The sequence below is a fragment of the Actinoallomurus sp. CA-150999 genome (genome assembly GCF_050942425.1).
Classification (GTDB): domain Bacteria; phylum Actinomycetota; class Actinomycetes; order Streptosporangiales; family Streptosporangiaceae; genus Actinoallomurus.
This window is the reverse complement of record NZ_CP192063.1, coordinates 7,499,975-7,524,518: the sequence shown is the minus strand read 5'-3', so window position 1 is coordinate 7,524,518 and position 24,544 is coordinate 7,499,975. Positions and strand designations below refer to the sequence as shown.

The 24,544-nt window shown below is 71.0% G+C and carries 22 protein-coding genes; 6 read left to right on the top strand and 16 right to left on the bottom strand.

Annotated elements, in window-relative coordinates:
- Positions 1-7: 7 nt before the first annotated feature.
- Both ACQP2O_RS34825 and ACQP2O_RS34820 read right to left on the bottom strand, forming a co-directional pair.
- Positions 8-1,330, bottom strand: coding sequence for a M20 family metallopeptidase (locus tag ACQP2O_RS34825; RefSeq protein WP_433172590.1), 1,323 nt, complete (start codon positions 1,328-1,330; stop codon positions 8-10).
- 130 nt (positions 1,331-1,460) lie between these two features.
- On the bottom strand, positions 1,461-2,660 hold the full coding sequence (locus tag ACQP2O_RS34820; RefSeq protein WP_433172589.1) for a Rieske 2Fe-2S domain-containing protein: 1,200 nt from the start codon (positions 2,658-2,660) through the stop codon (positions 1,461-1,463).
- A 251-nt stretch (positions 2,661-2,911) separates the two neighbouring features.
- Here ACQP2O_RS34820 and ACQP2O_RS34815 point away from each other — a divergent pair, with 251 nt between their 5' ends.
- The 4 genes from ACQP2O_RS34815 to ACQP2O_RS34800 are packed head-to-tail and all read left to right on the top strand — an operon-like array spanning position 2,912 to position 6,498.
- On the top strand, positions 2,912-3,895 hold the full coding sequence (locus tag ACQP2O_RS34815) for an ABC transporter substrate-binding protein (RefSeq protein WP_433172587.1): 984 nt from the start codon (positions 2,912-2,914) through the stop codon (positions 3,893-3,895).
- A 7-nt stretch (positions 3,896-3,902) separates the two neighbouring features.
- Positions 3,903-4,727, top strand: coding sequence for an ABC transporter ATP-binding protein (locus ACQP2O_RS34810; RefSeq protein ID WP_433172585.1), 825 nt, complete (start codon positions 3,903-3,905; stop codon positions 4,725-4,727).
- A complete protein-coding gene (locus ACQP2O_RS34805) occupies positions 4,724-5,551 on the top strand; it encodes an ABC transporter permease (protein WP_433172583.1) in 828 nt (275 codons plus the stop codon). The genes ACQP2O_RS34810 and ACQP2O_RS34805 overlap by 4 nt, the downstream gene beginning before the upstream one ends.
- Positions 5,548-6,498, top strand: a complete 951-nt coding sequence (locus ACQP2O_RS34800; RefSeq protein WP_433172581.1) for a quinone oxidoreductase family protein — start codon at positions 5,548-5,550, stop codon at positions 6,496-6,498. Before ACQP2O_RS34805 ends, ACQP2O_RS34800 begins: the two co-directional genes overlap by 4 nt.
- 67 nt (positions 6,499-6,565) lie before the next feature.
- Here ACQP2O_RS34800 and ACQP2O_RS34795 read toward each other — a convergent pair whose 3' ends face one another.
- The 8 genes from ACQP2O_RS34795 to ACQP2O_RS34760 all read right to left on the bottom strand — a co-directional run bounded on the left by ACQP2O_RS34795 (position 6,566) and on the right by ACQP2O_RS34760 (position 16,717).
- Positions 6,566-7,474, bottom strand: coding sequence for a sugar phosphate isomerase/epimerase family protein (locus tag ACQP2O_RS34795; RefSeq protein WP_433172579.1), 909 nt, complete (start codon positions 7,472-7,474; stop codon positions 6,566-6,568).
- A 24-nt stretch (positions 7,475-7,498) separates the two neighbouring features.
- A complete protein-coding gene (locus tag ACQP2O_RS34790; RefSeq protein ID WP_433172577.1) occupies positions 7,499-9,787 on the bottom strand; it encodes a dipeptide ABC transporter ATP-binding protein in 2,289 nt (762 codons plus the stop codon).
- A 38-nt stretch (positions 9,788-9,825) separates the two neighbouring features.
- A complete protein-coding gene (locus ACQP2O_RS34785; RefSeq protein WP_433172575.1) occupies positions 9,826-10,707 on the bottom strand; it encodes an ABC transporter permease in 882 nt (293 codons plus the stop codon).
- A 2-nt stretch (positions 10,708-10,709) separates the two neighbouring features.
- Complete coding sequence (locus ACQP2O_RS34780) at positions 10,710-11,657, bottom strand: ABC transporter permease (protein WP_433172573.1); 948 nt, start codon at positions 11,655-11,657, stop codon at positions 10,710-10,712.
- A gap of 33 nt (positions 11,658-11,690) precedes the next feature.
- The gene (locus tag ACQP2O_RS34775) at positions 11,691-13,253 is read right to left on the bottom strand and encodes an ABC transporter substrate-binding protein (protein WP_433172571.1); all 1,563 of its coding nucleotides are present in this window, start codon (positions 13,251-13,253) and stop codon (positions 11,691-11,693) included.
- A 243-nt stretch (positions 13,254-13,496) separates the two neighbouring features.
- Entirely contained in the window at positions 13,497-14,597 is a 1,101-nt protein-coding gene (locus tag ACQP2O_RS34770; protein WP_433172569.1) for a Gfo/Idh/MocA family protein, read from the bottom strand.
- 30 nt (positions 14,598-14,627) lie between these two features.
- The gene (locus ACQP2O_RS34765; RefSeq protein WP_433172567.1) at positions 14,628-15,548 is read right to left on the bottom strand and encodes a sugar phosphate isomerase/epimerase family protein; all 921 of its coding nucleotides are present in this window, start codon (positions 15,546-15,548) and stop codon (positions 14,628-14,630) included.
- Complete coding sequence (locus ACQP2O_RS34760) at positions 15,545-16,717, bottom strand: Gfo/Idh/MocA family protein (RefSeq protein WP_433172565.1); 1,173 nt, start codon at positions 16,715-16,717, stop codon at positions 15,545-15,547. Before ACQP2O_RS34760 ends, ACQP2O_RS34765 begins: the two co-directional genes overlap by 4 nt.
- An 89-nt stretch (positions 16,718-16,806) precedes the next feature.
- Here ACQP2O_RS34760 and ACQP2O_RS34755 point away from each other — a divergent pair, with 89 nt between their 5' ends.
- On the top strand, positions 16,807-18,024 hold the full coding sequence (locus ACQP2O_RS34755) for an ROK family protein (RefSeq protein ID WP_433172563.1): 1,218 nt from the start codon (positions 16,807-16,809) through the stop codon (positions 18,022-18,024).
- Positions 18,025-18,138: 114 nt separating this feature from the next.
- Here ACQP2O_RS34755 and ACQP2O_RS34750 read toward each other — a convergent pair whose 3' ends face one another.
- A complete protein-coding gene (locus ACQP2O_RS34750; protein ID WP_433172561.1) occupies positions 18,139-18,750 on the bottom strand; it encodes a hypothetical protein in 612 nt (203 codons plus the stop codon).
- Complete coding sequence (locus tag ACQP2O_RS34745; RefSeq protein WP_433191255.1) at positions 18,747-19,229, bottom strand: FAS1-like dehydratase domain-containing protein; 483 nt, start codon at positions 19,227-19,229, stop codon at positions 18,747-18,749. Before ACQP2O_RS34745 ends, ACQP2O_RS34750 begins: the two co-directional genes overlap by 4 nt.
- Before the next feature lie 137 nt (positions 19,230-19,366).
- On the opposite strand from ACQP2O_RS34745, the gene ACQP2O_RS34740 reads away from it, so the two are divergent.
- Positions 19,367-20,227: an alpha/beta fold hydrolase gene (locus ACQP2O_RS34740; RefSeq protein ID WP_433172559.1), complete on the top strand. Its 861-nt coding sequence runs from the start codon at positions 19,367-19,369 to the stop codon at positions 20,225-20,227.
- Here ACQP2O_RS34740 and ACQP2O_RS34735 read toward each other — a convergent pair.
- From ACQP2O_RS34735 to ACQP2O_RS34720, 4 genes are all read right to left on the bottom strand, one after another.
- Positions 20,193-20,675, bottom strand: a complete 483-nt coding sequence (locus tag ACQP2O_RS34735) for an NUDIX domain-containing protein (protein ID WP_433172558.1) — start codon at positions 20,673-20,675, stop codon at positions 20,193-20,195. The genes ACQP2O_RS34740 and ACQP2O_RS34735 overlap by 35 nt on opposite strands.
- A 67-nt stretch (positions 20,676-20,742) precedes the next feature.
- Positions 20,743-22,356, bottom strand: coding sequence for an NADH-quinone oxidoreductase subunit C (locus ACQP2O_RS34730; RefSeq protein ID WP_433172556.1), 1,614 nt, complete (start codon positions 22,354-22,356; stop codon positions 20,743-20,745).
- A gap of 2 nt (positions 22,357-22,358) precedes the next feature.
- Positions 22,359-23,840 (bottom strand): proton-conducting transporter transmembrane domain-containing protein, encoded by a 1,482-nt coding sequence (locus ACQP2O_RS34725; RefSeq protein WP_433172554.1) that lies wholly within the window; start codon positions 23,838-23,840, stop codon positions 22,359-22,361.
- Positions 23,840-24,496: a hypothetical protein gene (locus tag ACQP2O_RS34720; RefSeq protein ID WP_433172552.1), complete on the bottom strand. Its 657-nt coding sequence runs from the start codon at positions 24,494-24,496 to the stop codon at positions 23,840-23,842. The genes ACQP2O_RS34725 and ACQP2O_RS34720 overlap by 1 nt, the downstream gene beginning before the upstream one ends.
- Positions 24,497-24,544: the final 48 nt, after the last annotated feature.

The window sequence follows — 24,544 nt, the reverse complement described above, 5'->3', positions numbered from 1 at the left end:
CGCTCGCTCACAGTCCCACCTCCGATCGAGAACGGGTGACGGTGTCGACCGCCGTACGGATGAGGTGCCGGGTGAGGCGTTCCATCGCGCGGACGTCGACGGTGTTCATGCCGAGGGCGAAGTCGATCTCGAAGGGCGCCTCGGTCACCTTCGGCATGCCGATCCGTACGGTCGGGATGCCGCGATTGCGCAGGATGTTGGCGTCGGTGGCGCCGCTGTTGCCGCGGATCACCTCGTGCTCGCGGCCCTCCAGGGCCTCCCAGGCGGCGATCGCGCTGCGGGACACCCACATGTCCGGATCGGACGCGGTGCCCGGGATGGCCAGGACCATCTCCGACGACAGCTCGACGCCGGGCAGCTCGGTGCGGATCCCCTCGAGCGCGGCGGCGAACTCCCGCTTGGCCTCCATCGGCGTCGTCCGGGGGCTCAGCCGCAGGTCCACCCGCAGGCGGCAGGAGGCCGGCGTGACCGCCGCCATCCGGGACCGGCCGGCCTCGATCGCGGCGACGATGCCCTGCGGGGCGACCGTGCCCTCGGTGTGCCGTTCGGCGTACTCGGCGAACCAGCGCTCCAGCCGTACGGCGACCTCGCCCGCGCGGGCGATCGCGTTGTCGTACGGCAGCCGGTGTCGCGACCCGACATAGGTGTGGATCCCGCCCACGGTCACCTCGAACCAGGCCAGCCCGACCTCCTCCCAGGAGACCGTCCACCCGGGCTTGGCGATCACCGCGAAGTCCGTCCAGTGGCCCTGCTCCAGAAGGAACGAGCAGCCCGCGCCCTGGCCGGTATTGCGCCGGACACTGCCGGCGAGCGCGTTCGTGGGCATGCCGCCGGCGCCGAACGCCACCAGCAGGTCCCCGGTCAGCGGCAGCCCCGCCTGGTGGATCGCCTCGGCGGCCATCAGCACGCACGCGGCGTGGCCCTTCGGGTTGGAGGCCCCGAGCCCGACCACGAGGTCGCCCATGACGCGGGCGGCGGGCCGCATGTCGGGCCGCAGCTCCGGGCCGGTCCACGGCGCGTCCTCGGCCGCGTCACCGGTGGTCAGCGTGTCGATCGGCGCGTACAGCATCAGGTCGGGGCCGGTGCCGTCGCCGGGCAGCCGCCCCCACGCGTTGGCCTGCCGGTCGTCGAGTGGCTGCGTCGCCGCCGTGATGCCGGCCGCGCCGAGCGTGCCCGCGATGTACTCGGCCAGCGGGCCTTCGCCGCCGGTGGGGCTGGGCTCGTCCACGAGGCCGACGATCAGTTCGCGCAGCCGCGCCGTGGTGACGTGCTTCCAGGCCGCCGCGACCAGGTCCCGGCGCCGGTCGTCCAGCCCCTCCAGGCCCGTCACTGGTTGATCCGGTGGACTTGGGTGTTGCTCGTACGGGCGATCCAGCGCCATAGCAGCGGTGCCGCCACCGCGAGAGCCGCTCCGATGGTCAGGGTCAGCAGGGTGCGTCGCACGAAAGACTCCTCACAGGTCACTTGGCGCCGGTCTCGGCCCGCTTCTTGGCGGTCTCCTCTTCGGCGAGGGTCCGCCAGGCGGTGAGCGACACGTCGGGGCGGTAGAGCTTCTCCGGCGGCGCGTCCGTCACGTCGACCATCCACGCGTCCTGGCCGGAGAACTGGCCGTGGAACAGCCAGCGGATCGCGCCGAGGTACTTGGCGTAGAAGCCGAGGGTCTTCCAGCCCTCGGTGAAGTTGACCATCACGCCGACGTACGTGTGGTTGTCGGCGTCGACCGGCACGTAGAACTCGTAGTGGATGAAGTTCGGGTACGCGATGCGCAGCACGCCGGGCATGGACAGCGAGGCGAAGCCGGGGAATCCCCGGGACTCGATGACCGGGTCGACCTTCTTCGGCTTGCCGGTGTTGCCGAGGTTGAAGGTCTCCTTAGGCGGCTGGATCTTCCACCAGCGCTTGCCGGTCCACCGGCCCACGCCGGGGAAGTCGGCCTCCCAGTGCACCTCGTCCTGCACCCGGTAGATCCAGCGTCCGTCGGGGACGATCCTCGTGATGTTCCAGGTGGGCATGGCCTTGAACAGCCGCCACAGCGACGTCCGGTGCAGGTACTTCGCGTGCCCCTCGTCGAAGCCGTTCTCGCACGCGAACCGCCAGTTCCCGGCCCGCGGCTCGATGCGGCCGCCCATCATGAAGGCGTTGTCGACCAGTTCCTCGGGCAGCTGCGAGTCGATCGGGTGCGGCTCCTCGTCGGCGAGCGGCACGTACACCCACACCATGCCGAGGCGTTCGGCCACCGGGTAGGTCTGCACCCGGACCTTGCCGCAGATCCGCGACTGGGGTCCGTCGGTGATGACCGCGCACAACTCGCCGTCGCCGAGGCGGAATGTCCACCCGTGGTACGGGCAGCTGAGCGTGCCGGGGAACTGCTGGTCGCCGAGCGACAGGGGAACGCCGCGGTGCGGGCAGCGGTCGTGCAGGGCGTGCACCTGCCCGCCGTCGCGGACCAGCGCGATCTTCTCGCCGCACAGGGTGACCGCGGTGGGCTTGCCGGTCACGTGGCTCGACCAGGTGGCCGGGTACCAGTACCCGCGGAAACCCGCGGCGGCCGCGTCGTACTCGGGCCAGGACGACCAGTCCTGTCGTCCGGGCCGCTTGGGCCGTCGTCCCGCCGGGCGGGTGTCCCCGCCCTGGGAGGCGGGCGAGTCGGGCTCGGTCATGGGCCGTCCTCCAGAATGTCCAACTGAGCGATGACGAGATGATCGATCGCCGTGGAGGACTTGCCTACGGAAACGTCTCGCTGAGCAGACCGGCACCGCCGGCGCGTCGTCGCGGATGACGATCCGGCGACGTTCCGGTGAGTGGACCCTCGGTCATGCGGCGTGAGCGCCGACGACCTTACGGTGCGACGAACTCCGGCCAACGTCGAACCCACACCGGGGTTCCCGGCCCACTGCCAGCGAGGTGCTCTTTGAAAGCACGGCACATCCCCTGGCGCGCCCTCGCCGCCGCCATCGCACTGATCACGACCATGTCCGCCTGCGGCGCCGGTACGACCGACTCCGCGGGCGCCGGCGGAAACGCCGCCGGTCCGAAGATCCGCCTCGCGGTCGGCGTCGATCCGTCGTACGCGCCCATCTTCCTCGCCCAGGAGAAAGGGCTGTTCGCGAAGCACGGGGTCAACGTCGACGTCGTGCAGTTCGGCAAGGGCGGCGACGCCGTCGACGCGATCGCCTCCGGCCAGGTACAGCTGGCCGGCAGCTCGGACACGACGGCGATCGGCACGCTCCAGCAGAATCCCGACCTCCGGGCGCTCCTCGTCTACGAGGCCTCCGGGAAGTACCTGAAGGTCGTCGAGCGCAAGAACATCGGCGACCCCTCACAGATCAAGAAGATGGCGATCGTCCCCGGCCTGTCGGAACTCGCCGCGACGCGGTTCCTCGAGTCCAAGAAGATCGACCCCAAGACCGTCAAATTCGTCACCGCCGACCCGCCGGAGATCCCCGCACTACTGCAGAAGGGGAACATCGACGCGTACGTCCTGTGGGAGCCGTGGCCGACCAAGGGCGCGCAGCTCGGCGGGAAGATCGTCGAGAACACGGGAGACTACGGCCTGTCCTACGTCCAGTGGCTCATCACCGGGAACAAGTGGCTGAGCGCCAACCAGAGCGCGGCCGGCAAGGTCGCCCAGGCGATCGACGAGGCCGCCAAGCTGACCGAGAGCGATCCGCAGGCGGCGGCAGAGGCGACACAGAAGGCCGCGAAGGCGCCGACCGCGCAGACCGTCGCCGCGATCAAGGAGATCGACTTCGGGGTCCGCGACATCACCGCCGCCGACCTGAAGGGCTACGAGTCGACCGCCGACTTCTTCCTGCAGACCGGCAAGGTCAAGTCGAAGCCGGACGTGAACGCCGCCGTGATCCAGAACTGGTTCACCCGGCACGCGGGGAAGTGAGGACGCGTTGACCACCGAGATCGATCGAGAGGCCGCGCGCGGCGCGGCCACGCGCATCGACGGCGTGAGCATCAGCTTCGGCGCCTACCACGCCGTCAACGACATCTCCCTCGACGTCGCCGCCGGGGAGTTCGTGTGCCTGCTCGGCCCGAGCGGGTGCGGCAAGTCGACTCTGCTGTCCGCGCTGGCCGGGTTCACCCCGGCCACGGCCGGGAGCGTCTCCGTGGACGGACGAGCCGTCACCGGGCCGTCGCCGGAACGCGGCATGGTCTTCCAGAGCAGCGAAGCGCTCTTCGACTGGCTCACCGTGCGGCAGAACGTCGCCTTCGGCCCGCGCATGCGTGGCATGTCCCGTGCGGAGCAGTCCGCCCTGGCCGACGAGTACCTCGGGCTCGTCGGCCTCCGTAAGTTCGCCGGCAAGTTCCCGGGCCAGCTGTCGGGCGGTATGCGGCAGCGGGTGCAGATCGCCCGGGTCCTGGCGAACCGGCCGCGCATCGTGCTCATGGACGAGCCGTTCGGCGCGCTGGACGCCCAGACCCGACAGGTCATGCAGGAGGAGATGGACCGCATCTGGCGGGAGTCCGGGTGCACCGTCGTGTTCGTCACCCACGACATCGACGAGGCGATCATTCTCGCCGACCGCATCGCGGTCATGACGGCGGGCCCGGCGGCCACGATCAAGAACATCTACCGGGTGGAGCTGCCCCGGCCCCGCGACGAGACGTCATCGGAGGCGATCGCGCTGCACCAGAAGCTGCGCCAGGACATCGGCCAGGAGGTCCGCGCGGCCCTGCGCGAGCAGGGGCTGGCCACCGGAGAGGAGGACGGGTGACGGCCGCCGACACCGTCGAGCAGGCGGACACCGCCCCCCGGATCCGGGACCGGCGATCCCGCGTGGCGTCCGGCGGGATCCGCACCGTCGGCATGTACCTGATCTCCATCGCCATCGGCGTCGGGGTCTGGCAGCTCGTGGCGATGAAGTACGGCTCCGCGCTCGTCGCCTCGCCGGCGCAGACCGTCAAGGCGGCGAAGGAACTCGCGTCCGACGGCACGCTGCTGAACTCCGTCATCGCCTCCAGCCGCCGCATCCTCATCGGCTGGGGCCTCGGACTGGTCGTCGGCGTGCCCATCGGCCTGCTCATGGGCCGCCTCACGGTGATCCGGCAGCTGCTCGACCCGTACATCGAGTTCTTCCGGTTCATTCCGCCGGTCGCCTTCGTCACCCTGGCGGTGGTGTGGCTCGGCATCGGCGAGTCGTCGAAGGTCGTGCTGATCTTCTACACGTCCGTCTTCATCGTCACGCTGAACACCATCGCCGGCGTGCTGTCGGTCAACGAGTCCAAGCTCCGCGCGGCCACCAGCCTGGGCGCGAGCCGCTGGCAGGTCATGCGGAGCGTCGTGCTGCCGGCCACGGTGCCGCACATCGTCACGGGCGCCCGCCTGGCCATGGGCAACAGCTTCCTGACCATCGTCTCGGCCGAGATCGTGGCGGCGCAGGTCGGCCTCGGCGCGCTGATCTGGACGTCCCGGAACTACGGTCGTATCGACTGGGTCTTCGTCGGCATCATCACGCTCGGCATCCTCGGGTTCGTCTTCGACCGGGTGCTGCGCGTCGTATCCTCACGTGTCCTGCGCCGCTATGGGGTGAAACTGTGACCGAAAGCTCCCGAGCCCTGATCCTGGAACGGTTCGGATCGCTGCCGCAACTGGTGGAACGGCCCGTGCCGCCGCGCGCGCCGGGCGAGACACTCGTCCGCGTGCACGCCGCCCAGGTCGGCCATCTCGACCTGAACATCGTGGACGGCCGCTTCGGCATCCTGCCCACGCTGCCGTTCGTCCCGGGCACGAACGCCTGCGGCACGGTCGTCGCGTCGGACGTCCACCCGGTCGGCTCGCTGGTCCGCTTGAACGGCTCCGGTCTGGGGCTGCGCCGTGACGGGGGCTGGACCGAACACGCCGTCGTCCCGGACAAGGCCGCCGTCCCCACGCCCGCCGGTACGGATCCCGCCCTGGCCTGCTCCTTCTTCTCTCCGGCCGGTACGGCGTGGGCGGCCGTGCACGACGTCGCGGAGGTCGGCGAGGGGCAGCGGGTCCTGGTCACCGGCGCGGCCGGTGCCGTCGGCTCCATGGCGGTGCAGCTCGCCGTACGGGCGGGGGCCGAGGTGATCGGTGCCGTCGGCCGGCCGGCCAAGCTCGAACACGTCCCCGCCGGCGCCAAGGCGGTCCTGGCCGCCGACCTGTCGGCCGAGGCACTGGGCGGGCCGGTCGACGCGCTCATCGACACCGTCGGCGGGCCCGTGCTGGCCGCCGCGCTCGGGCTCGTCCGGCCGCGCGGCCGGGCCGTCCTGATCGGTTACTCGGCCGGACGCGAGTTCACTGTCGACCTGGCGGACTTCCTGCTCGCCGACGTCGCGCTGCTGCCGGTCAACCTGATGACGCGTGGCCGCGACCTCGCCGAGGTCGGCGAGCGTCTCCTGGCCGAGATCGGCTCCGGAGAGCTCACCCTGAACATCGAGCGGTACGGCCTCGACCGGCTGGAGGAGGCCGTCGAACGCCTGCGCAGCGGCGCGGCGGTCGGCAAGGTCGCCCTGACGATGGACTGACCACCCATCCTTCGCGGTGACGGCGTCGCCCGTGGGCGGCGCCGTCACCGTTTTCAGCGGGTGCGCGTCAGCTCTCGCTCGGCGCGAACGTGCTCCGCATCCAGCGGGCCGACGCCTGCGCGCTCTCGTACGGGTCGGCGATGTCGGGGCGGTCCACCTCGACCATCAGCCACCCGTCGAAGGCGTCCGGCAGGTTGCTCAGGATGCCGGTCAGATCGAGCTCGCCGCGGCCGGGCTCGACCCACAGCCCGGCGAGGACCGTCTTCTGGTATCCCCAGCCCTTCTCGCGGCCCTCGGCGGCGACACTGAGCCGGCAGTCCTTCACGTGGACGAACGGGATCCGCTCGGCGTAGTCCTTGATGAGCGCGCCGACGTCGGCGCCCGCCCAGGCCAGGTGGCCCGTGTCGGGGAGGAAGCCCAGCCGGGACGCCGGCAGGGCCTCGAGGACCGCCCGCGCCTCGTCATCGGTCTCGATCCACGTGCCGACGTGCGGGTGCAGCGACGGCCGTACGCCCTCGGCGAGCATGACGTCGGAGATCTGCTCGATCAGCTTCGTCACCGCTTCGACCCGGGATTCGTCCGCGTCAAAGGCCTGTGCGGGATGCAGGACGCGTGGCTTCTCCTTGCCCATCGCGAGGCCCAGACCGATCTCGGTCATGCCGAGCTCGGCGTGCTGCCGGGCGACCGCGGCGGCGCCGGCGACGACGTCCGCCTCCTTGCCGTCCCGGCCGTCGGACCGGCAGACGGCGTAGCCGGGCGCGAGCGCGAGGCCGACCTCGTCCAGGAGCGCCTTGTATCGGTCCACGGCCCAGTCGGCGGGCACCTCGGCCATGACGGCGTCGAATCCGGACTGCTTGATCAGTGCCAGCCGCTCCTCCGGCGCGGGCGCCTTGGACGGGTCCAGCCATCCGTCATCGCTGGCCATCCACTGGATCGGGTTGAGTGCGATCCTCGCGGTGGTCGAGCCATCGGACATGTCGTTTCCTTTCAATCGGGATTCTCAAGACCGGGACGCGAGCTCGCCGGCGAAGTGGCAGGCGGCGCGCTGACCCGCGGCGGTGGCGGTGAGCTGCGGTTCGACCTCGGCGCAGATCGTCCGTTCCGGGTTCACCAGGGGCCCGATCGGGCACCGGGTGCGGAACCGGCAGCCGGACGGCGGGTTCGCCGGGCTCGGCAGATCACCGGGCAGGACGATGCGTTCGCGGGAACGCGCCGAGACCTTCGGAACGGGCGACGAGGACAGCAGAGCGGAGGTGTAGGGGTGCTGCGGGGCGTCGTACACCGCGGCGGCGTCGCCGTACTCGACGATCCGGCCGAGGTACATGACGGCGACGGTGTCGCTGAGGTGGCGCACGACCGACAGGTCGTGCGCGATGAACAGGTAGCCGAGCCCGAGTTCGTTCTGCAGCTTCTCGAGCAGGTTGATGATCTGCGCCTGGATCGACATGTCCAGCGCGGAGACCGGTTCGTCGAGGATGAGCGCCCGCGGCCTGCGGGCCAGGGCGCGAGCGATGCCGATCCGCTGGCGCTGGCCGCCCGAGAACGCGTGCGGGTAGCGGTCGAGGTGCGCCGCGCGCAGCCCGACCTGCGCCATCAGGTCGCGCGCCTCCTCCTCGCGGGCCCGTCCGGCGACGCCCGTCAAGGCGAGCGCCTCGGTCAGCGACTGCCGGATGGTGCGCCGCGGGTTCAGCGACGCGTACGGATCCTGGAAGAGGTACTGCAGGGAGGTCCGAACCCGGGCGAGATCCTGGTCGCGCATCGCGCTCACGTCGGTGCCGTCGATGAGGATCGACCCGCCCGCGATCCGGTTGATCCCGACGATGCTGCGGGACAGGGTCGACTTGCCGCAGCCGCTCTCGCCGACGAGCCCGAGCGTACGGCCCGCGTGCACGGACAGGCTCACCCCGTCGACCGCGTACACGGGCGGCTCACGATGGAACAGCCCGCGCCGCCGCGATCCGACGTCGACCCGCAGGTCGCGGACCTCGAGAACAGCGGTCCCCGCCACCGACGGACCGCTCGCGGCCGCCGGAGGAGCGCTCGGCGCGACGGGGTCCGTCGCCGGGGGCGCCGTCGGCGAGACGGAGTCCGTCGTTGGGGGAGCGGTCGGTGGGACGGGGTCCGTCGTTGGGGGAGTCGTCGGCGCGACGACGGACTCCGTCGGCGGAGCGGTCGGCGCGACGGGATCCGTCGCCGGGGGCGCGGCCGCCGCCTGGCCGGCGTCGTCGCGCGTCGGCGTGGGAACGGGAAGGCCCGGCGCGTCGGCGTCGCGGTGGGCGATGACGCAGGCCACTTCGTGCCCGGGCTCGCCGATCTGGAGCATCGCCGGCGGTGCCTGCTCGCAGGCCTCCTCGGCGAATCGGCAGCGGGGCGCGAAGGGACAGCCGGTGGGCAGCGCCGCCGGATCCGGCGGCGCACCGGGGATCGCCGGCAGCGGCCCACCGGTCCGGTCGTCGTCGAGGCGGGGCATGGCCGCCAGCAGCGCGGCGGTGTACGGGTGCCGCGGATGCTCGAAGACCTCCTCGACGCTGCCCTTCTCCACCGTGCGGCCGCCGTACATCACGACGACCTTGGCGCAGAGTTCGGCCACGACGCCCATGTCATGGGTGATGATCGCGATGGCGATGCCGAGCTCGGTGCTCAACTTCGCGAGCAGGCGCAGGATCTGCGCCTGGATGGTGACGTCGAGGGCGGTGGTCGGCTCGTCGGCGATCAGCAGCGTGGGGTCGTTCGCCAGCGCGATCGCGATGACGACCCGCTGCCGCATGCCTCCGGAGAACTGGTGCGGATAGTGGTCGATCTTCGTCGGGACGTCGGGGATGCCGACCTGCTCGAGGAGTCGCATGGCGCGCTCGCGCGCGGCCTTCCGGCCGACGCCGTGCACCGTCATCGCCTCGACGATCTGGTCGCCCACCGTCATGACCGGGTTGAGCGCGGCCTGAGGGTCCTGGAAGACCATCGCGACCGTGCTGCCGCGGCGGCTCCTCATCTCCCGTTCGGGGAGCGTGAGCAGGTCCTCGCCGTTCAGCCGGACGGAGCCGGCGACGACCTCGCCCGGCGGGCGCACCATACGCATGATGGAACGCGCCGTCACCGACTTGCCCGAGCCGGATTCGCCGACGATTCCCACGACCTCGCCCGGGCAGATGTCGAAGGTGACGTCGTTGACGGCCTTGACGCCGCCGCCTTTCAACCGGAACTCGGTGCGCAGGCCCTCGACGTGCAGCAGCGGGGCGTCCTCGGCCGTCACCGGTGGTTCGGTCGCGGCGGGGCGAGTGGGAGAGGTCACAGGGGTTTCACCACCTTGAAGTCGGCCGTCGGCAGGGGTCAACGCCGGTTCACCGCCTCGTTGAGTGCGTCCGACACCAGGCCGAAGCCGACCGCGAGCAGCAGGATGAGCAGTGCCGGGCCGACGATGTACGTGGACGACTGGGTGATGAACCGCAGGCCGTTGTTGAGCAGGACGCCGAGCGAGGGCGTCGGCGGTTGCACGCCGAGACCGACGATGCTCAGCCCGGCCTCGATATAGACGCCGACGACCATCCAGACGGTGCCGTTGACGACGATCGCGTCCATGGCGTTCGGCAGGACGTGGCGGACGAGCAGTTGGCGCCGCGAGACGCCCAGCACCCGAGCGGCGAGGACGTACTCCCGGTTCTGCTGGCTCAGCCACGCGCCCCGAGCCAGCCGTCCCGTGCTGGGGAGGCCGGTGATCAGGATCGTGAGGAACAGCGCCATCCAGCCGGGCCGGAGCACGGCCACCAGGCAGATCCCCAGGATCAGGCCCGGAAAGCCGAGGATGACATCGAGGAGACGCTGTACCGCGGCGCCCAGGCGTTCGGAGATCGCGCCGCTCAGGCCGAGCAGCGTTCCGATCACCATGCAGAGGGGCACCGCGGTGAGGATCAGGCTCAGGTCGATGCGGAGTCCGTAGACGCTGCGGACGAAGATGTCCCGGCCGAACTCGTCGACGCCGAAGATGTGCTCGGCCGAGATGCCGGTCAGCGCGTTCGGGCCCTGCCGGTCGTAGCCGCCGGGGAACAGCACGGGCGCGAACAGGGCGGCGAGCCCCAGAACCAGGAGAATCGCCAGGCCGGTCACGCCCTTCGGCGTGCGGAACGCCGACAGGTAACGCGCCAGGGTGGGGTTCAGTCGCCGACGCGCGTCCGGTGCGGCCACGTCGGGGGGTGCGAGCTGCAGATCTGCCATGCCTAGTCTCCCAACTTGATCCGCGGGTCCAGTGCCGCCAGGACGATCTCGGTGAGGATCTGGCAGGCCACCGCGACGAAGACGGCACCGACGATCAGCACCTGCAGCACGGTGAAGTCGCGCGTCTGCACGCTGGACACGACGAGCTGGCCGAGGCCGTTCCGGTTGAAGATCGCCTCGATCACGATCGCGCCGGCGAGCAGGTTCCCGATCTGGAGTCCGACGGCGACGACCGCGGTTCCGACGCTGTTCCGCAGCACATGGCGGACGGTGATCCGCGCGGCGGACGCCCCTTTGCTCCGCGCGAGGTCGACGTACTCCTCGTTCCCGGCCGCGCGCATCTCCGTCTGCAGGAGGCGGGCGACGGTCGCGGCCGGGGACAGCGCCAGCGCGAACGCCGGCAGGATGAGGAACTGGATGCCGACCGCCGGGTCGTGCAGGAAGCCGACCTCGCCGTTGACCGGCAACCAGCGGTTCAGCACGCCGAACACGAGGATCAGCAGCACGCCGATGAGGAACGACGGCACGGCGATGAAGAGGCTGTTGGTCAGGTCGAGGACGGCCCGGGCCCAGCGGCGTCCGCTCGAGCCGGCCAGGACGCCCAGGACCGTTCCGATCGCGATGACGAGCAGCGTCGACAGGACGGCGAGTTCGACGGTGCTCTCGAGACGGTCGCCGATGACGCTCGCGACGCTCCGGTGCAGCAGGTAGGACTGGCCGAGGTCGCCGCGGAACAACCCGCTGATCCAGTTCCAGTACTGGACCATGAGCGGCCGGTCCAGGCCCAGCTGCTGCCGGATCGCGGCGATGTTGGCCGCGGTGGGGTCGGGGCCGGCGAGGCTGACGGCGACGTTCCCCGGTGCCAGGCGAGGCAGGGCGAACGCGACGATCGAGCCGGTGAACAGCACGAACACCACCGAGGGGACCTTGCGTATCAGGAACCGGACCATGACCTGCCTACCGTCGTTCGCTCCGTCGTTCCGTCACTTGGACAGCCACGCCCGGCTGACATCGAGGAAGCCCATCTGCGTCGGCGTGATGCCGTTCACGGCCGCCGAGCGCACGGTCAGCGTGGGGCGGATGATCAGCGGGACCGCGAAAGCCTGGTCGATGTAGTACGCGTCGTAGTCCTTCAGGGCCTTCTGCTGGTCGGTGCCGGCGGTGGCCTTCGTGACCGCGTCGACGAGACGGCCGTACTCCGGGTCCTGGAGGTGCGAGAGGTTGCCCTTCGGGAGGAGCTCCGGCCGGTTCAGGACGGCGCTCGCCGGGGACAGGCCGTTGCTGGCCTGCATCAGGAAGGCGGGAGCGCCCATGTCCTTCTTCGCGATCCGCGCGTCGTAGTCGGCCGCGGCGAGGGCCACCGGCCGGGGGTTCAGCCCGATGGCCGTCAGGTTGTTCTTGACGATCTGGAAGATGCCGGTGGCCTCGGGGGTGTTCAGCGTGACCATGTCGAACGAGGTGTTCTTCACGCCCGCCTGCGCGAGCAGCTGCTTGGCCTTGTCCGGCTGGTAGGTGTACTGCTTGGCCTGCGCGGCGTCATAGCCGACGGTGGTCGGCTTCCAGGGCAGGTTGGTCGCCGTCGCCTGGCCGCCCTCGACCTGCTGCACGATGCGGTTGCGGTCGATGGCGTACTGGATCGCCTGCCGTACGGTCTTGTTGTTGAACGGCGGCTTGGTCACGTCGAACGCGAGCGGGATCGCCGAGCCGCCGGACGTCACGAGGGCGTAGCCGGCCTGCCCGCTCAGGCTCCTCGAGTCCAGCGCCGCCATGCCGGCGCCGTACTGGACGCGCCCGCTGCGGACCGCCGCGGTCATCGCGGTCGGATCCTTGATGATGTCGATCTCGATGGCGTCGAGATGGGTGTTCTTGGCGTCGCGGTAGTTCGCGTACTTGCCGAGCATGATCTTGCCGCCCGGGGTCCACGACTTCCATACGAAGCGTCCGGTGCCGTCGACGTTCCGGCCCGCCGCGTAGTCGCCGTAGGTGTCCTTGTTCAGGATCGGCATCGTCTCGAACAGGTCGAAGATGTTCGGCAGCGGCTGCTTGAACGTGAGAGTCAGCTCGTCGTCGCCCTTCTTCTCCAGGTGGGAGATCTGACCGGCGATCGACTGGTTCGCCGCCCCGGTTTTCGGGTCCTGGGCCTTCTGGATGGTGAAGATGACGTCGTCCGCGGTCAGCTTGCGGCCGCTGTGGAAGGTCACGTCGTCGCGGAGCTTGAGGTCCATGCTCTTGGCGTCCTTGGCCAGCGTCCACGACGAGGCCAGGACACCGTGGGGCTGCCCCGTACGCGGGTCGATGAGCGTCAGCGTCTCGAAGACCGCGTACTCCGACAGGATGTTGCCGATCGAGGTCTTGAGGAACGAGCCCGGGTCGGCGTCGCTCGACTGCCCGACCACGAGGGTGCCGCCGTCGCGTACCGGGCCGGCGGCCGTGGACTTCCCGACGGCGCCCTGCTGGGCTGCACTGCATGCGGTGGACACGAGGACGGCCGCGCCGGCGACGCCTGCGGCGATCCGGTGCCGCCAGGCTGAGGTGGTCGGTGACATTGAAACTCCTCAAGACCTTCTGAAGGAACGAGGTGGCGAACGGCGAGTGATGAACGATCGTGGCTACCGACCGGCCCGGTGGTATGGCGTTCCGGTCCACTGAGCGGAACGACGACCGGTTTTGGCCGATTCGACGTTGGTTATGTAGCTGGTGAGCATGATTGGTGTCGCAGACAGGTGCAAGACTGCCGGATTTAGTTTTTTCCGCGTCATAAACGATGCGGTTGTCCGGGCCCTATCCGGTCATTTCTCGAAACGACCGGCCGGGCGCTCGCACGTGCTCTCCATCGGCGTGACCTGCCCCGGTCCGCCGATCGCGGACAGCACCTCGAGCACGTGGAAGGCGAACGCGGCGGTCGCGCGGTGCGGGCCGCCCTCGATCGCGTCGGCCAGGTCCCGGACGCCCAGGCCCCGGCGCGCCTGCTCCTTGGTGCCGACGGCTCCGAACAGCTCCACGACCGGCGGCAGGACGGACCAGTCCGCGTCGCCGTGCCGCTTCACCCGGACGTCGCCGTCGAAGTGGTTCGGAGTGGGCAGTGAGAGCGTCCCCTCGGTGCCGTAGATCTCCATTTCGGGCAGGTTGGTGTCCCAGACGTCGAAGCTCATCAGCGTCGTGCCGACGACCCCGGAGTCGAACCCGAGGACGGCCGAGGCGTGGGTCGCCACCTCGACGTCGATGAGGTCCACGGCCCGGTCCGGCGCGGTCACCGTACGCGTCGGCGCGCCGATACGGGAGGCTCCCGCCACGGATCGGATCGGGCCGAGCAGGTTCACCAGCGCGGCGACGTAGTACGGCCCCATGTCCAGCACCGGACCGCCACCCGCCTGAAAGAGGAACCGCGGGTCCGGATGCCACCTCTCGGCCCTGCTGTGCCGGATGAACGCCGACGCGCCGACGGGTTCGCCGATCAGCCCGTCGTCGAGCGCCCGGCGCGCGGTCTGGCACGCGCTGCCGAGGAAGGTGTCCGGGGCGGAACCGAGGAGACGCCCACTGGCCTCGGCCGCCGCCAGCACCTTCCTCGCGTCGGCGACGGTGGTGGCGATCGGCTTCTCGACGTAGACGTGGTGGCCGGAGTCCAGCGCCCGGATGATGGTGGTCGCGTGGTGCGCCGGCGGGGTCAGGTTCACCACGATGTCGACCGAGTCGTCGGCGTAGAGGTCGTCGTCGTTCCCCCACGCCGGAATGCCGTGCGCTCCGGCGGCGCGCTCGGCCCTCGCGACGTCGACGTCGGCGACGCGGACGATCTCGAGCTCGGGGTACCGGGCCATGCCGGTGACATAGCGGTCGAAGATGTTGCCGCACCCGAGGATTCCGATGCGGTGATGCTGAGGCGATGTCGCCACGTATCTCCCCTTCCTGGTGACGTCGGCCGGTTAAGCGACGATGAGCGGGCGCAGGGTGCGGTGCGCGATCGAGAGGCCCTGTTCAACGCGGGTGACGTCGCCGCCCCAGACGGGGTCCTCGTGCTCGACCGACAGCGTCCCGGTGAAGCCGTGCTCGTAGAGGGCGTCGACCACGGCGCCCCAGTCGACCTGGCCGCGACCGGGCACCCGGTACCGCCACCAGCCGACGTCCCAGGGGTTCGGCCGGTTCACCGCCTTGCCGAAGAACCCGTACCGGTTCACCGCGGCGGCGTCGAGCTGGATGTCCTTGGCCTGGGCGTGCACGATGCGCTCGGCGTACGGCGCGATCGTCGTGACCGGGTCGATGCCGATCCAGACGAGGTGCGACGGATCCCAGTTGAGGTACAGCCCGAGCGAGAACATCCACTCCCACAGCTCCGGCGAGTACGCGAGGTTGCCCGGGTACCCGTCCGGATGCCACCCCTCCATCACGCAGTTCTCGATGATGATCTTGACGTCGCGCTCGCCCGCGTAGTCGACCAGCTCACGGAAGATCGGCTCGGCCTCGGCGAGGTTCTCCCGCACGGGCCTGGTCCAGTCGCGGCCGATGAACGTCCCGACGTACGGCACGCCGAGTGCGGCGGCGGCGTCGATCGTGTGGATGAGGTGCGTCCGGATCTCCGCGCGCCGTACGGGATCCGGGTGCAGGTTGTTCTCGTAGTAGGCGAGCGCGGACAGGGTGAGCCGGTGCTCGGCGAAGCACTTACGGGTGTTCTCGACGTCCTCGGGACCGAGGCTCGCCACGGGGAGATGGGCCGCCTCGAAGTCGCGTCCGCCGGTGTCCGGCCAGCACGCCACCTCGAGCGCCTCATACCCGGCGCCGGCGGCCCAGGCGGCGATCTCCTCGAGTGTCAGCTGGGGGAGACAGGCGGTCAGCATGCCCAGTTTCATGCGCTCAGCTCCTTCGTGTCCTTCACCGATGACGGTTCCACCGAGGTCCAGGTCAGGCCGGCGTCGGCCCGCAGTACCGCGTCGACCAGCTGCGCGGAGCGGACGCCGTCCGCGACGGTCGGGAGCCCCTCGGGCCGCCGCCCGGCCATGGCCGCGTAGGCGTCGTCGACGAACGCGCGGAAGCAGTCGGCGTAGCCCTGCGCGTGTCCCGCCGGCAGGGTGGCCAGGCGGCGCTGCTCGGCCGATCCCTGGTTGGGGTCCCGTACGACGAGCCGGGCGCCGCCGGCGTCGCCGAGCCACACCGACTCCGGGTTCTCCTGGTCGAAGACGGCGCTGCCGTCCGCGCCGTCGAGTTCGAACCAGAGCCGGTTCTTGCGGCCGGCGGAGACCTGCGACACCGTGAGCGAGCCCAGGATCCCGTCCGCGGTCCGCAGCAGGATCGTGGCGACGTCCTCGGTGGTGACCGGCCGCAGACGGCCCGCTCCGTTCGCCTCGCCGCGCGCGCCGAAGGTCGTGCCGCCGCCCGCGGGGCGTTCGGGCCGGGTGATGCCGAGCCGCGCCGTCACCTCGTGGAACCGCACCCCGGCCACCCACTCGACGAGGTCGCACCAGTGCGAGCCGATGTCGGCGAAGGCGCGGGACGGCCCGCCGCTCACGGCGTCGACACGCCAGTTCCCGGTGCCGCCGTCCAGCATCCAGTCCTGCAGGTAACTGCCGTGCAGGAGCTGCCAGGCGCCGAACTCTCCGTTCATCCGGCGCGCCCGGATCTCGCGGACCAGCGGGTGGTACCGGTACACGAACGGCACGGCGAGCGTCCGATCCGCCTCCGCGGCGGCCGAGGCGAGCCGCTGCGCGTCGGCGAGCGACGTCGCGATCGGCTTCTCGCAGATCACGTGCTTGCCGGCCCGCAACGCCGCCGCCGCCTGGTCGGCGTGCAACGAGTTCGGCGTGCAGATGTGCACCACGTCCACGGCGTCATCGGCGAGTACGGCGTCGAGGTCCGGGTAGCGGACGGGGACGTCCCATTCGTCGGCCAGCGCGGCGGAGCGGCTCGGGGTGGAACCGACGACGCCGCGCACGGTGGCGCCGACGCTGCGGATGGCAGTCGCGTGGACCGAACCGATCATTCCGGCGCCGACGACGACCGCTTGAATGCGCGGATGCGCCACGTTCAGACCTCCAGGCGGGAGACTTTTGAGTTATTTGAGCATGATTGAGTGCATTGACAGCCACAAGATGCCGTCTTTAGTTTGATCGCATGCAAAAAGGGGTGAAGGCCTCCGGCGACGACGCGCCGGCGCCGGTGGCGATCGCGCTGCACAAAGTGCTCTGCATGATCGCCGACCGTGAGGCCACCAGCCGTGCGGCGATCGCGCGGCTCACCGGCCTCGCCCGGTCGACCGTCAGCCAACAGGTCGACGCCCTGATCGACCTCGGGCTCGTCGAGGAGACCGAGTCGAGCCAGTCGGTACGCGGCCGGCCGCCCCGGGCGCTGGCCATCAGCCCGCGCGCCGGCATGATCGCGGTCGCGGACGTGGACGTCGCGGCGACCCAGCTCGCGATCGCCGACCTCGGCGGCACCGTCATCGCCCGCGAGATCGTCACCATGTCCGTCGAGAACGGCCCGGAGGAGCTGCTGGCCGCGGTGACGGGAAGGCTGCGTTCGATGCTCACCGAGCACGGCCACGACTCGGTCCCGGTGCGCCACGTCGTCGCCGGGCTTCCGGCGCCGGTCGACTTCCACCGGGGGTGCGCCGTGCGCCCGCCGATCATGCCCGGGTGGGACGGCTACCCCGTCGGGGATCATCTGCGCGAGCAGTTCGGCGCCCCGGTCACGGTCGACAACGACGTGAACCTGATGGCGCTGGGCGAGGCGACCCAGGAGATGGCCGACACGCCGCTGCTGGTCATCAAGGTCGCGTCCGGCATCGGAGCCGGCATCGTGACGGCGGACGGCTCGGTGCACCGCGGCGCCGACGGCGCGGCCGGCGACATCGGGCACATCCGCGCGTCCAGCCGGAGTGACGTCGTCTGCCGGTGCGGCAAGACCGGCTGCCTGGAGGCCGTGGCGAGTTACCGCGCGGTGCTCACCGACCTCGGCATCGACTCCTCCTCGGTCGACGACCGGTTGCACGCCTCGCGCGAGCTGGCCCGCCTGGTCGCCGGCAGCGACACCCGGGCGCTGCACCGCATCCGCCAGGCGGCCGCGACCATCGGCGAGGTCGTGGCGATGCTCGTTCACACGATCAACCCGCGCATGCTGGTGCTGGGCGGCCCGCTGACCGAACTGCAGGACGAGATCCTGTCCGGCGTCCGCGCCGCCGTGTACGAACAGGCGCTGCCGCTGGCGACGCGCAAGCTCATCATCACGTCGAGTCAGCTCGGCAGCGACGCGGGGATCGTCGGCGCGATCGCACTGGCGTCCCAGGAGATCTTCAGCCGGTCAGGCGCGGCGCGGCTGCTCGCCGAGGCGTGACGCCGGCAGGATCGATGGGCGGAGCGTTCATGCCGACAGGGGCGGCACACGGGCGTTCATGCCGGCAGGGGCGGCACACGGGCGTTCATGCCGGCGGGGACGGCACGCGGGCGTTCATAACGGCAGGGCCACGACGGCGTGCCCGCGGCAGCAGACGGTGCCGTCGTCGAGCCGCTCCTCCAGGTCGAGCGTGACCTCGCCGGTCGCGTCGTCGACCGCGCGTACGGTGCCGGTGACGACGAGATGGTCACCGGGACGGGCGGGCGCGCGGTTCTGCCACCCGAGCGCGCGGACGGCGCCGGGGTCGCCGCCGGCGAACGCCGTCGCGGCCCGGTGCAGGAGACAACCGTGCAGCTGCGCCATCACGACAGGTCCGTCCAGTCCCTCGGTACGGGCGAACTCCGCGTCGTAGTGGATACGGTGCGCGTTCCGGGTGACCGCGCCGAACCGCAACAGCCGCACCGCGTCGGGCACCGCCCGTACGGGAACGATCTCCGCGCCGGGCGTCGGCGCTATGGGCGCGACCTCCCCGCCGGGCGTCGGTGGTGCGGGAGCGTTCTCCGCGCCGGGTGCCGACCGTACGGGCGTGACCTCCGCGTCGCGCGTCGGTGGTGCGGGAGCGTTCTCCGCGCCGGGTGCCGACCGTACGGGCGTGACCTCCGCGTCGGGAGTCGGCGGTAGGGGAGCGATCTCCGCGCCGGGTGCTGGAGTCTGGTGATCTGTCAACGGACGATGAACCTTTCCGTGACCTCGGCGAGAGCGCCGCGCTCCGCCGTGCCGTACGTCTTCTCGACGGTCAGCAGCAGAAAGCCGGTGCCGCGCCCCTTGCGTTCGACCGCCGTGAGCGTGCGCCGCACCTCGATCCGGTCGCCGGGCCGTACGTCGGCGAGCCAGCGCACGTCCTGGCCACCGGCCATCAGGGCGACGTCCAGCCCGTCCGTGCCCGGAACCTCGTCGCGGTACATCCCATCCGGGCGGAACTCCTCATCGTCGGGGCCCGGCGCGCCGCGAAACAGGCTGACGACGTACATCGGGTGGACGACGAAGCCGGCGTCGTCCGGGTCGACCAGGCGCGGCGAGGTCTCGCCGGCGGCGCGCGCGAACTCCGCGGCTTCGGTCGCCCGTACGACCCCGAGCGATCGGTGCTCGACCCGGCCGATGAGGGCGCGGGCGCGCTGTTCGGCGAGGTCGACGGCGGCGGGCACGGCTTCCAAGCGACACCTCCCGGGTGGTTCCCAGGGGCCGCACGCTACGCACGGCGCCCACCGGCGGTAAGGTCCGCGGACCGCTCAGCGGACCGACGGGCTTCGGTGGGCGGCCGTCGCGGCGCGAAGATCCCGCCATGGACATCCAGCCGGCTCCCGAGGGGGCGTACGCCGACGCCGACGGCGTGAAGTACCACTACCTGCACATGGGCGCGGGCAGCCCGACGATCTTCCTGCACGGCGGTGGGCCGGGCTGCACGGCCTGGTCGGACTTTGCCCCCGTGGCCCCGATGTTCGCCTACGACCGCGACTGCTACCTGGTCGACATCCTCCAGTACGGCCGGTCGGAGAAGTGCGTCATCACCGGGCCGATGTGGGACTTCCACGCCGCGAAGACCGTCGCGCTCATGGACGCGCTCGACGTCGCCAGGGCCGACTTCATCTGCAACTCCTGGGGCGGCACGATCGCGCTCAACCTGGCGGCGAAGTACCCCGAGCGGGTGCGCTCGCTGGTCGTGACCGGCAGCATGCCGACCTTCTACGGCCCGCTCGCGCCGTTGCCGGAGGGCGCCCGCCGCGGCCGCAACGCCCGCGACGCCTACTACGGGGGCACCGGCCCGTCCTGGGAGAAGATGCGCGAGCTCATGGCGCGGCTCGAGTGGTACGACCCCGACGCCATCCCCGACGAGACCGTCAACCTTCGGTACCAGCAGAGCCTCGACCCGGAGGAGATGGCGCTCGCCGCGGCGTCGGACAACCCGCGCGGCGACTGGCAGGACCTCACCGACGAGCTGGGGCGCATCACGGCCCCCGTGCTGTTCGCCTGGGGGATGTACGACGCGTTCCTCACCCCCGACTATCCGCTGATGCTCGCCCGCATGGTGCCGCGCGGCCACCTGTACGTCATGGACCACGCCTCCCACCACCTGCAGGAGGAGCGGCCGCACGACTTCTACTCCGTCGTCACCGGCTTCCTGAACCAGGACCACGACCGCTGAGGCCGTGCTCGAAGAACTCCCGCAGCGTCCGCGCGGACTCCTCGGTGAGGTCCGATTTCGCGAGGTCGGCCCGGGAGATCCACCGGTGGGCCTCGTGCTCGGCCGAGAGAGTGATCGGCCCACCGTCGTACGGGAGCGCGAAGGTGTACTGCCGCGCCCGGCGGCCCGAGCCGGACACGTAGTCGAACGACGCGACGAAGCCGGGGTCGAGCCCGGTCATCGCGGCCAGGCCGATCTCCTCGGCGAGCTCGCGGGCGAGCGCACCGAGCAGGTCCTCGCCGTCCTCGACGCCCCCGGAGGGGAGTTCCTCGATGCCCGGCAGGAAGTCGTCCACGGCGGATCGGCGCAGGATGAGCACGCGATCGCCGTCGTGCACGACGGCACCGACCACGAACTTGCCGACGCCGTCGCGCCGGGCGTCGTCCACCAGCCCCTGAAGATCGATCATCCCTCGAGGATAGTGAAACCGGGCTCAGCGCAGGCCGCTCCGCATCATGACGCCTTTTCGGTTTCCATCAGAGGTCATTGCCGGCGTAGGAGAGGTTGAAGCTTTTGTTGGTGAGGGGGAAGTCGGGGACGATGGTGTCTTTGAGGGCGACGGGGATCGCGGGCCAGTTGAAGAAGGACGGGTCCGCGATTTTGACGCGAGTGAGACGCCCTTCGCCGTCGAGTTCGACGCGGTGGGCGATGGTGCCGCGCCAGCCTTCGACGATGCCGGTTCCGGCGGTGGCGTGCCGGGTGGAGGCGAGGGGTGGCCAGCTGGTGATGTAGCCGGGGTTGAGCCCGCCCATGAGTTCGGTGATGAGGCCCAGGGAGACGTCGATTTCGTCGGCGCGGATGAGGAAACGGGCCAGTACGTCGCCGCTGGTGCGGGTGGGGACGGTAAGGGTGTCTCCGAGGTCGCTGAAGGGGTGACTGACCCTGGCGTCGTCGCTGAGGCCGCTGGCCCGGGCGACGTAGCCGAGCGTGCCGAGGTCGAAGGCTTGTTTGCGGGTGAGGACGGCGGTCCCGGTGAAGCGGTCGCGGATGATGGTGTGGGACAGGGCGAGGGCGACGAGTTCGCGGATGTCGTCGCCGATGGCCTCCAGCTGAGTGGGGTCGGGCAGGCGGCGGATGTTGGCTCCGCCGAGGATGACGCCGCCGCGCAGCAGCCGGTGTCCGGTGGTGTCGAGATTGAGGCGGAGCAGCGTTTCGCGGATGCGCAGCGCGTGGGCGTGCAGGATGGCGTGGCCGACGTCGTTGCACAGCGCGCCGATGTCGGTGATGTGGTTGTGGAGACGTTCGAGTTCGAGCAGGATCGCCCGCATCCGGGCGGCCTCGGGCAATACCTCGACGCCGGCGGCGTCTTCGACGGCGAGGCAGTAGGCGAGGGCGTGGCCGACGGCGGTGTCGCCGCTGATGCGTTCGGCGAGGGCGACGCGACGGGCGGGAGCGTGACCCTCGAAGAGTTTCTCGGTGCCTTTGTGGGTGAACCACAGGCGGGCTTTGAGCTTGAGGATGGTCTCACCGACGACGGTGAAGCGAAAGTGGCCGGGTTCGATGAGCCCGGCGTGGACCGGCCCGACGGGGATCTCATAGGTTCCCGGGCCCTCGACCGGGCGGAACGGGTAGGGCGTCTCGGGGTCGCCGAACGCCGGAGGGGGCCCGGCGTCGGCGCGCATCGGATACCAGCCTCGGGGCCAATGGGGGTGGCGGAGTAGACGGCGCGGCAGCGGGTGGCCCAGTGGTACCACGCCGTACAGGTCCCGCATCTCGCGTTCGAATCGGCCGGCGGGGAAGGACAGGGCGGCGAGGGTGGGCAGGGCGGGGGCGTTCGGATCGAGGTGCAGGTGGAGTTCGACGCGGGAGTCGGGCGGGCCGGCGACGAACAGGTACACGACGCGGATGGCCGCGCCGTTGGCGGCCTCGGGGGTGTCGTGGTGGGCGGCGACCAGAGCGAGCCGGTAACCCCGCTTGAGCAGTTCGGCGGCGCGTTGATGCAGCTGGGTCGGCTCGATGAGCTCGGTCCGGGTACGGCGGACGACGGGGCGGTCGTTCAGTGAGGGCGGCAGGGTGTTCGCTCGCGTGGGGTGCCTGCCGGCCGTGGTGCCGGATGGCCTGTTCTCGGAGGGCTTGTTGTCGGATGGCATGGTCAGGGTGCTCCCACGATCGCGGCGGCGGCACGCAGCAGAGGCTGCAGCGGGCCGAGGACGGTGCCGATGACGGCGGCGGCGGTCAGGCCGAGGACGAGCGGCGTCACTGCGCCGCGGACCCTGGCCGTGGCCACGGAGCCGTCCTGTGCAGGGGCGGGGCCGAGCAGCATGGCGGTCGTGTGGCGGGCGAGCGCCGCGAAGATGACCAGCAGCAGCGCCAGGGCGATCGCGAGCACCCAGCCGAGCCCGGCGGAGACGGCCGAGCGGGCGATGCCGAGCTCAGAGGCGAACAGCGGGAACGGCGGTAGTCCCGCGAGCGCGGCGACGGCGAGGCCGAAGACGCCGGCGAGGGCGGGTCTGCCGGCGGCCAGCCCCCGTACATCGGTGATGCGGCTGGTCTTGGCCTGCTGGAGGATCTGCCCGGCGCCGGTGAAGGCGACCGATTTGGCGAGGCCGTGGCCGAGGATGTGCAGGAGCAGCGCGGCGGCGGCCAGGCGGGTGCCGGCGGCGGCGCCGAGCGCGGCCAGGCCCATGTGTTCGATGGAGGAGTAGGCGAGCATGCGCTTGTAGTCGCGCTGGCCGATGAGCAGCAGCGCGGCGACGGTGAGGGAGGCCAGGGCCGCGGTGATGAGCAGGACCCGCATGTAGGCGGGGCCGAGCACGGCGTCGGTGAGGATCTTGTAGCGCAGGATGGCGGTGAAGGCGACCGACAGCAGCACCCCGGACATCAGCGCCGACACCGGGGCGGGGGCCTGGCTGTGGGCATCGGGCAGCCAGGCGTGCATGGGGGCCAGCCCGGCTTTGGTGCCGAACCCGAGCACGGCGAGCCCGCCGGCCAGCCGGATCACCCCGGGATCGAGGCGGTCCGCGTGCGCGAGGAGGAAGGTCCAGTCCAGGGCGCCGGTGCCGTGCCCGCCGGTGTGCAGCGCGGCTGCGTAGACGCACACGGTGCCCAGGAAGGCCATGGCGATTCCGACCGAGCACAGCACCACGTACTTCCAAGCGGCCTCCAGCCCGGCGCGGTCCCGGCGGTGCCCGACGAGGAACGCCGTGATGACGGTGGTGGCTTCCAGGGCGACCCACATCAGGCCGAGGTTGTCGGCGAGCACGGTGGCGCCCATGGCGGCGAGGAAGGAGTGGATGAGGATTCCGTAGCGGCGGGCGTCGGCGGAGCTCATGCGTCCGGCGGCCTGTTCGGCGTCGATGTGGTGCACGCTCGCCCAGGTCGCGATCAACGCGACCGCGGAGATGACGATCAGCATGAAGCCGGTGAGCGCGTCGGCGCGCAGCAGCCCGCCCCCGGTGGTGCGGGCCACGTGGTGAAGCAGGTGGGGGGCGAGGGCGATGGCGGCGGTGAGTTGTCCGGCGGCGGTGGCCGCACCCGCCCAGGCGGTCCAGGTCCGCCATCCGAAGGCCGCGTGCAGCCCGGCGGCTCCGGCGGGGAGCGCCAGCGGCACGTACAGCAGCAGGTCGATGGGCATCAGTCGCGAAGCTCTCTCAGGTCGTCCAGATCGGTTCCGCCGAGGTGGGTGTGCATGCGTGCGGTGAGCACCTGCAGCACGAGGACGGCGAGCAGCACGTCGGCGGTGACGCCGAGGTCGACGATGAGCGGGACGCCGGCGGCGATGAGGAACGCGAGCGCGGCGATGCCGTTGTCGATCATCAGCACGGCGACGATCTGTGACAGGGCGCGCCGCCGGGTGACCAGCGTGAAGAACGCGATCAGGACCACGGCCAGTGCGGCGGGGGCGGCCCGGCCGGCGGGAGTGGGGTTCAGATCGACCAGCGGTCGGGCGGCGGCGTATGCGGCCAAGGTGAACATGCCGGCGGCGAGGAGCGCGGCGGCCACGTTCACCAGCGGCGTCGCCTCGCGCGGCTGGTCGTCGCGGGCCAGGACCCGGCGCAGGATCCGCGGCAGCACGACCGCCTTCACCACGGCGACCACGACCGCCACCACGGCCAGCTCCACGCTGTGGCCATGGGCGGCCTGAACGGCGGCGATCAACGCGAGGGCCGCGCCCTGCAATGCGAGCAGCCGCAGCAGCGCGGACAGCTCACGCCGCCACACCACACCGATGCCGGCCAGCACCAGCACACCGCACGCCGCGTACAGCACCTGGGTGTAGGCGGAGCTCATCACGGTCTGCCCGGCTCGGGCGGGTGGGTCATGGCGGCGGCTTCCTTC

Bases quoted from the DNA above. Each gene is read 5' to 3' on its own strand.
- ACQP2O_RS34820 (WP_433172589.1), bottom strand. From the start codon at position 2,660: ATGACCGAGCCCGACTCGCCCGCCTCCCAGGGCGGGGACACCCGCCCG.
- ACQP2O_RS34795 (WP_433172579.1), bottom strand. From the start codon at position 7,474: ATGTCCGATGGCTCGACCACCGCGAGGATCGCACTCAACCCGATCCAG.
- ACQP2O_RS34785 (WP_433172575.1), bottom strand. From the start codon at position 10,707: ATGGCAGATCTGCAGCTCGCACCCCCCGACGTGGCCGCACCGGACGCG.
- ACQP2O_RS34780 (WP_433172573.1), bottom strand. From the start codon at position 11,657: ATGGTCCGGTTCCTGATACGCAAGGTCCCCTCGGTGGTGTTCGTGCTG.
- ACQP2O_RS34775 (WP_433172571.1), bottom strand. From the start codon at position 13,253: ATGTCACCGACCACCTCAGCCTGGCGGCACCGGATCGCCGCAGGCGTC.
- ACQP2O_RS34765 (WP_433172567.1), bottom strand. From the start codon at position 15,548: ATGAAACTGGGCATGCTGACCGCCTGTCTCCCCCAGCTGACACTCGAG.
- ACQP2O_RS34755 (WP_433172563.1), top strand. From the start codon at position 16,807: ATGCAAAAAGGGGTGAAGGCCTCCGGCGACGACGCGCCGGCGCCGGTG.
- ACQP2O_RS34740 (WP_433172559.1), top strand. From the start codon at position 19,367: ATGGACATCCAGCCGGCTCCCGAGGGGGCGTACGCCGACGCCGACGGC.
- ACQP2O_RS34735 (WP_433172558.1), bottom strand. From the start codon at position 20,675: ATGATCGATCTTCAGGGGCTGGTGGACGACGCCCGGCGCGACGGCGTC.
- ACQP2O_RS34730 (WP_433172556.1), bottom strand. From the start codon at position 22,356: ATGCCATCCGACAACAAGCCCTCCGAGAACAGGCCATCCGGCACCACG.
- ACQP2O_RS34725 (WP_433172554.1), bottom strand. From the start codon at position 23,840: ATGCCCATCGACCTGCTGCTGTACGTGCCGCTGGCGCTCCCCGCCGGA.
- ACQP2O_RS34720 (WP_433172552.1), bottom strand. From the start codon at position 24,496: ATGAGCTCCGCCTACACCCAGGTGCTGTACGCGGCGTGCGGTGTGCTG.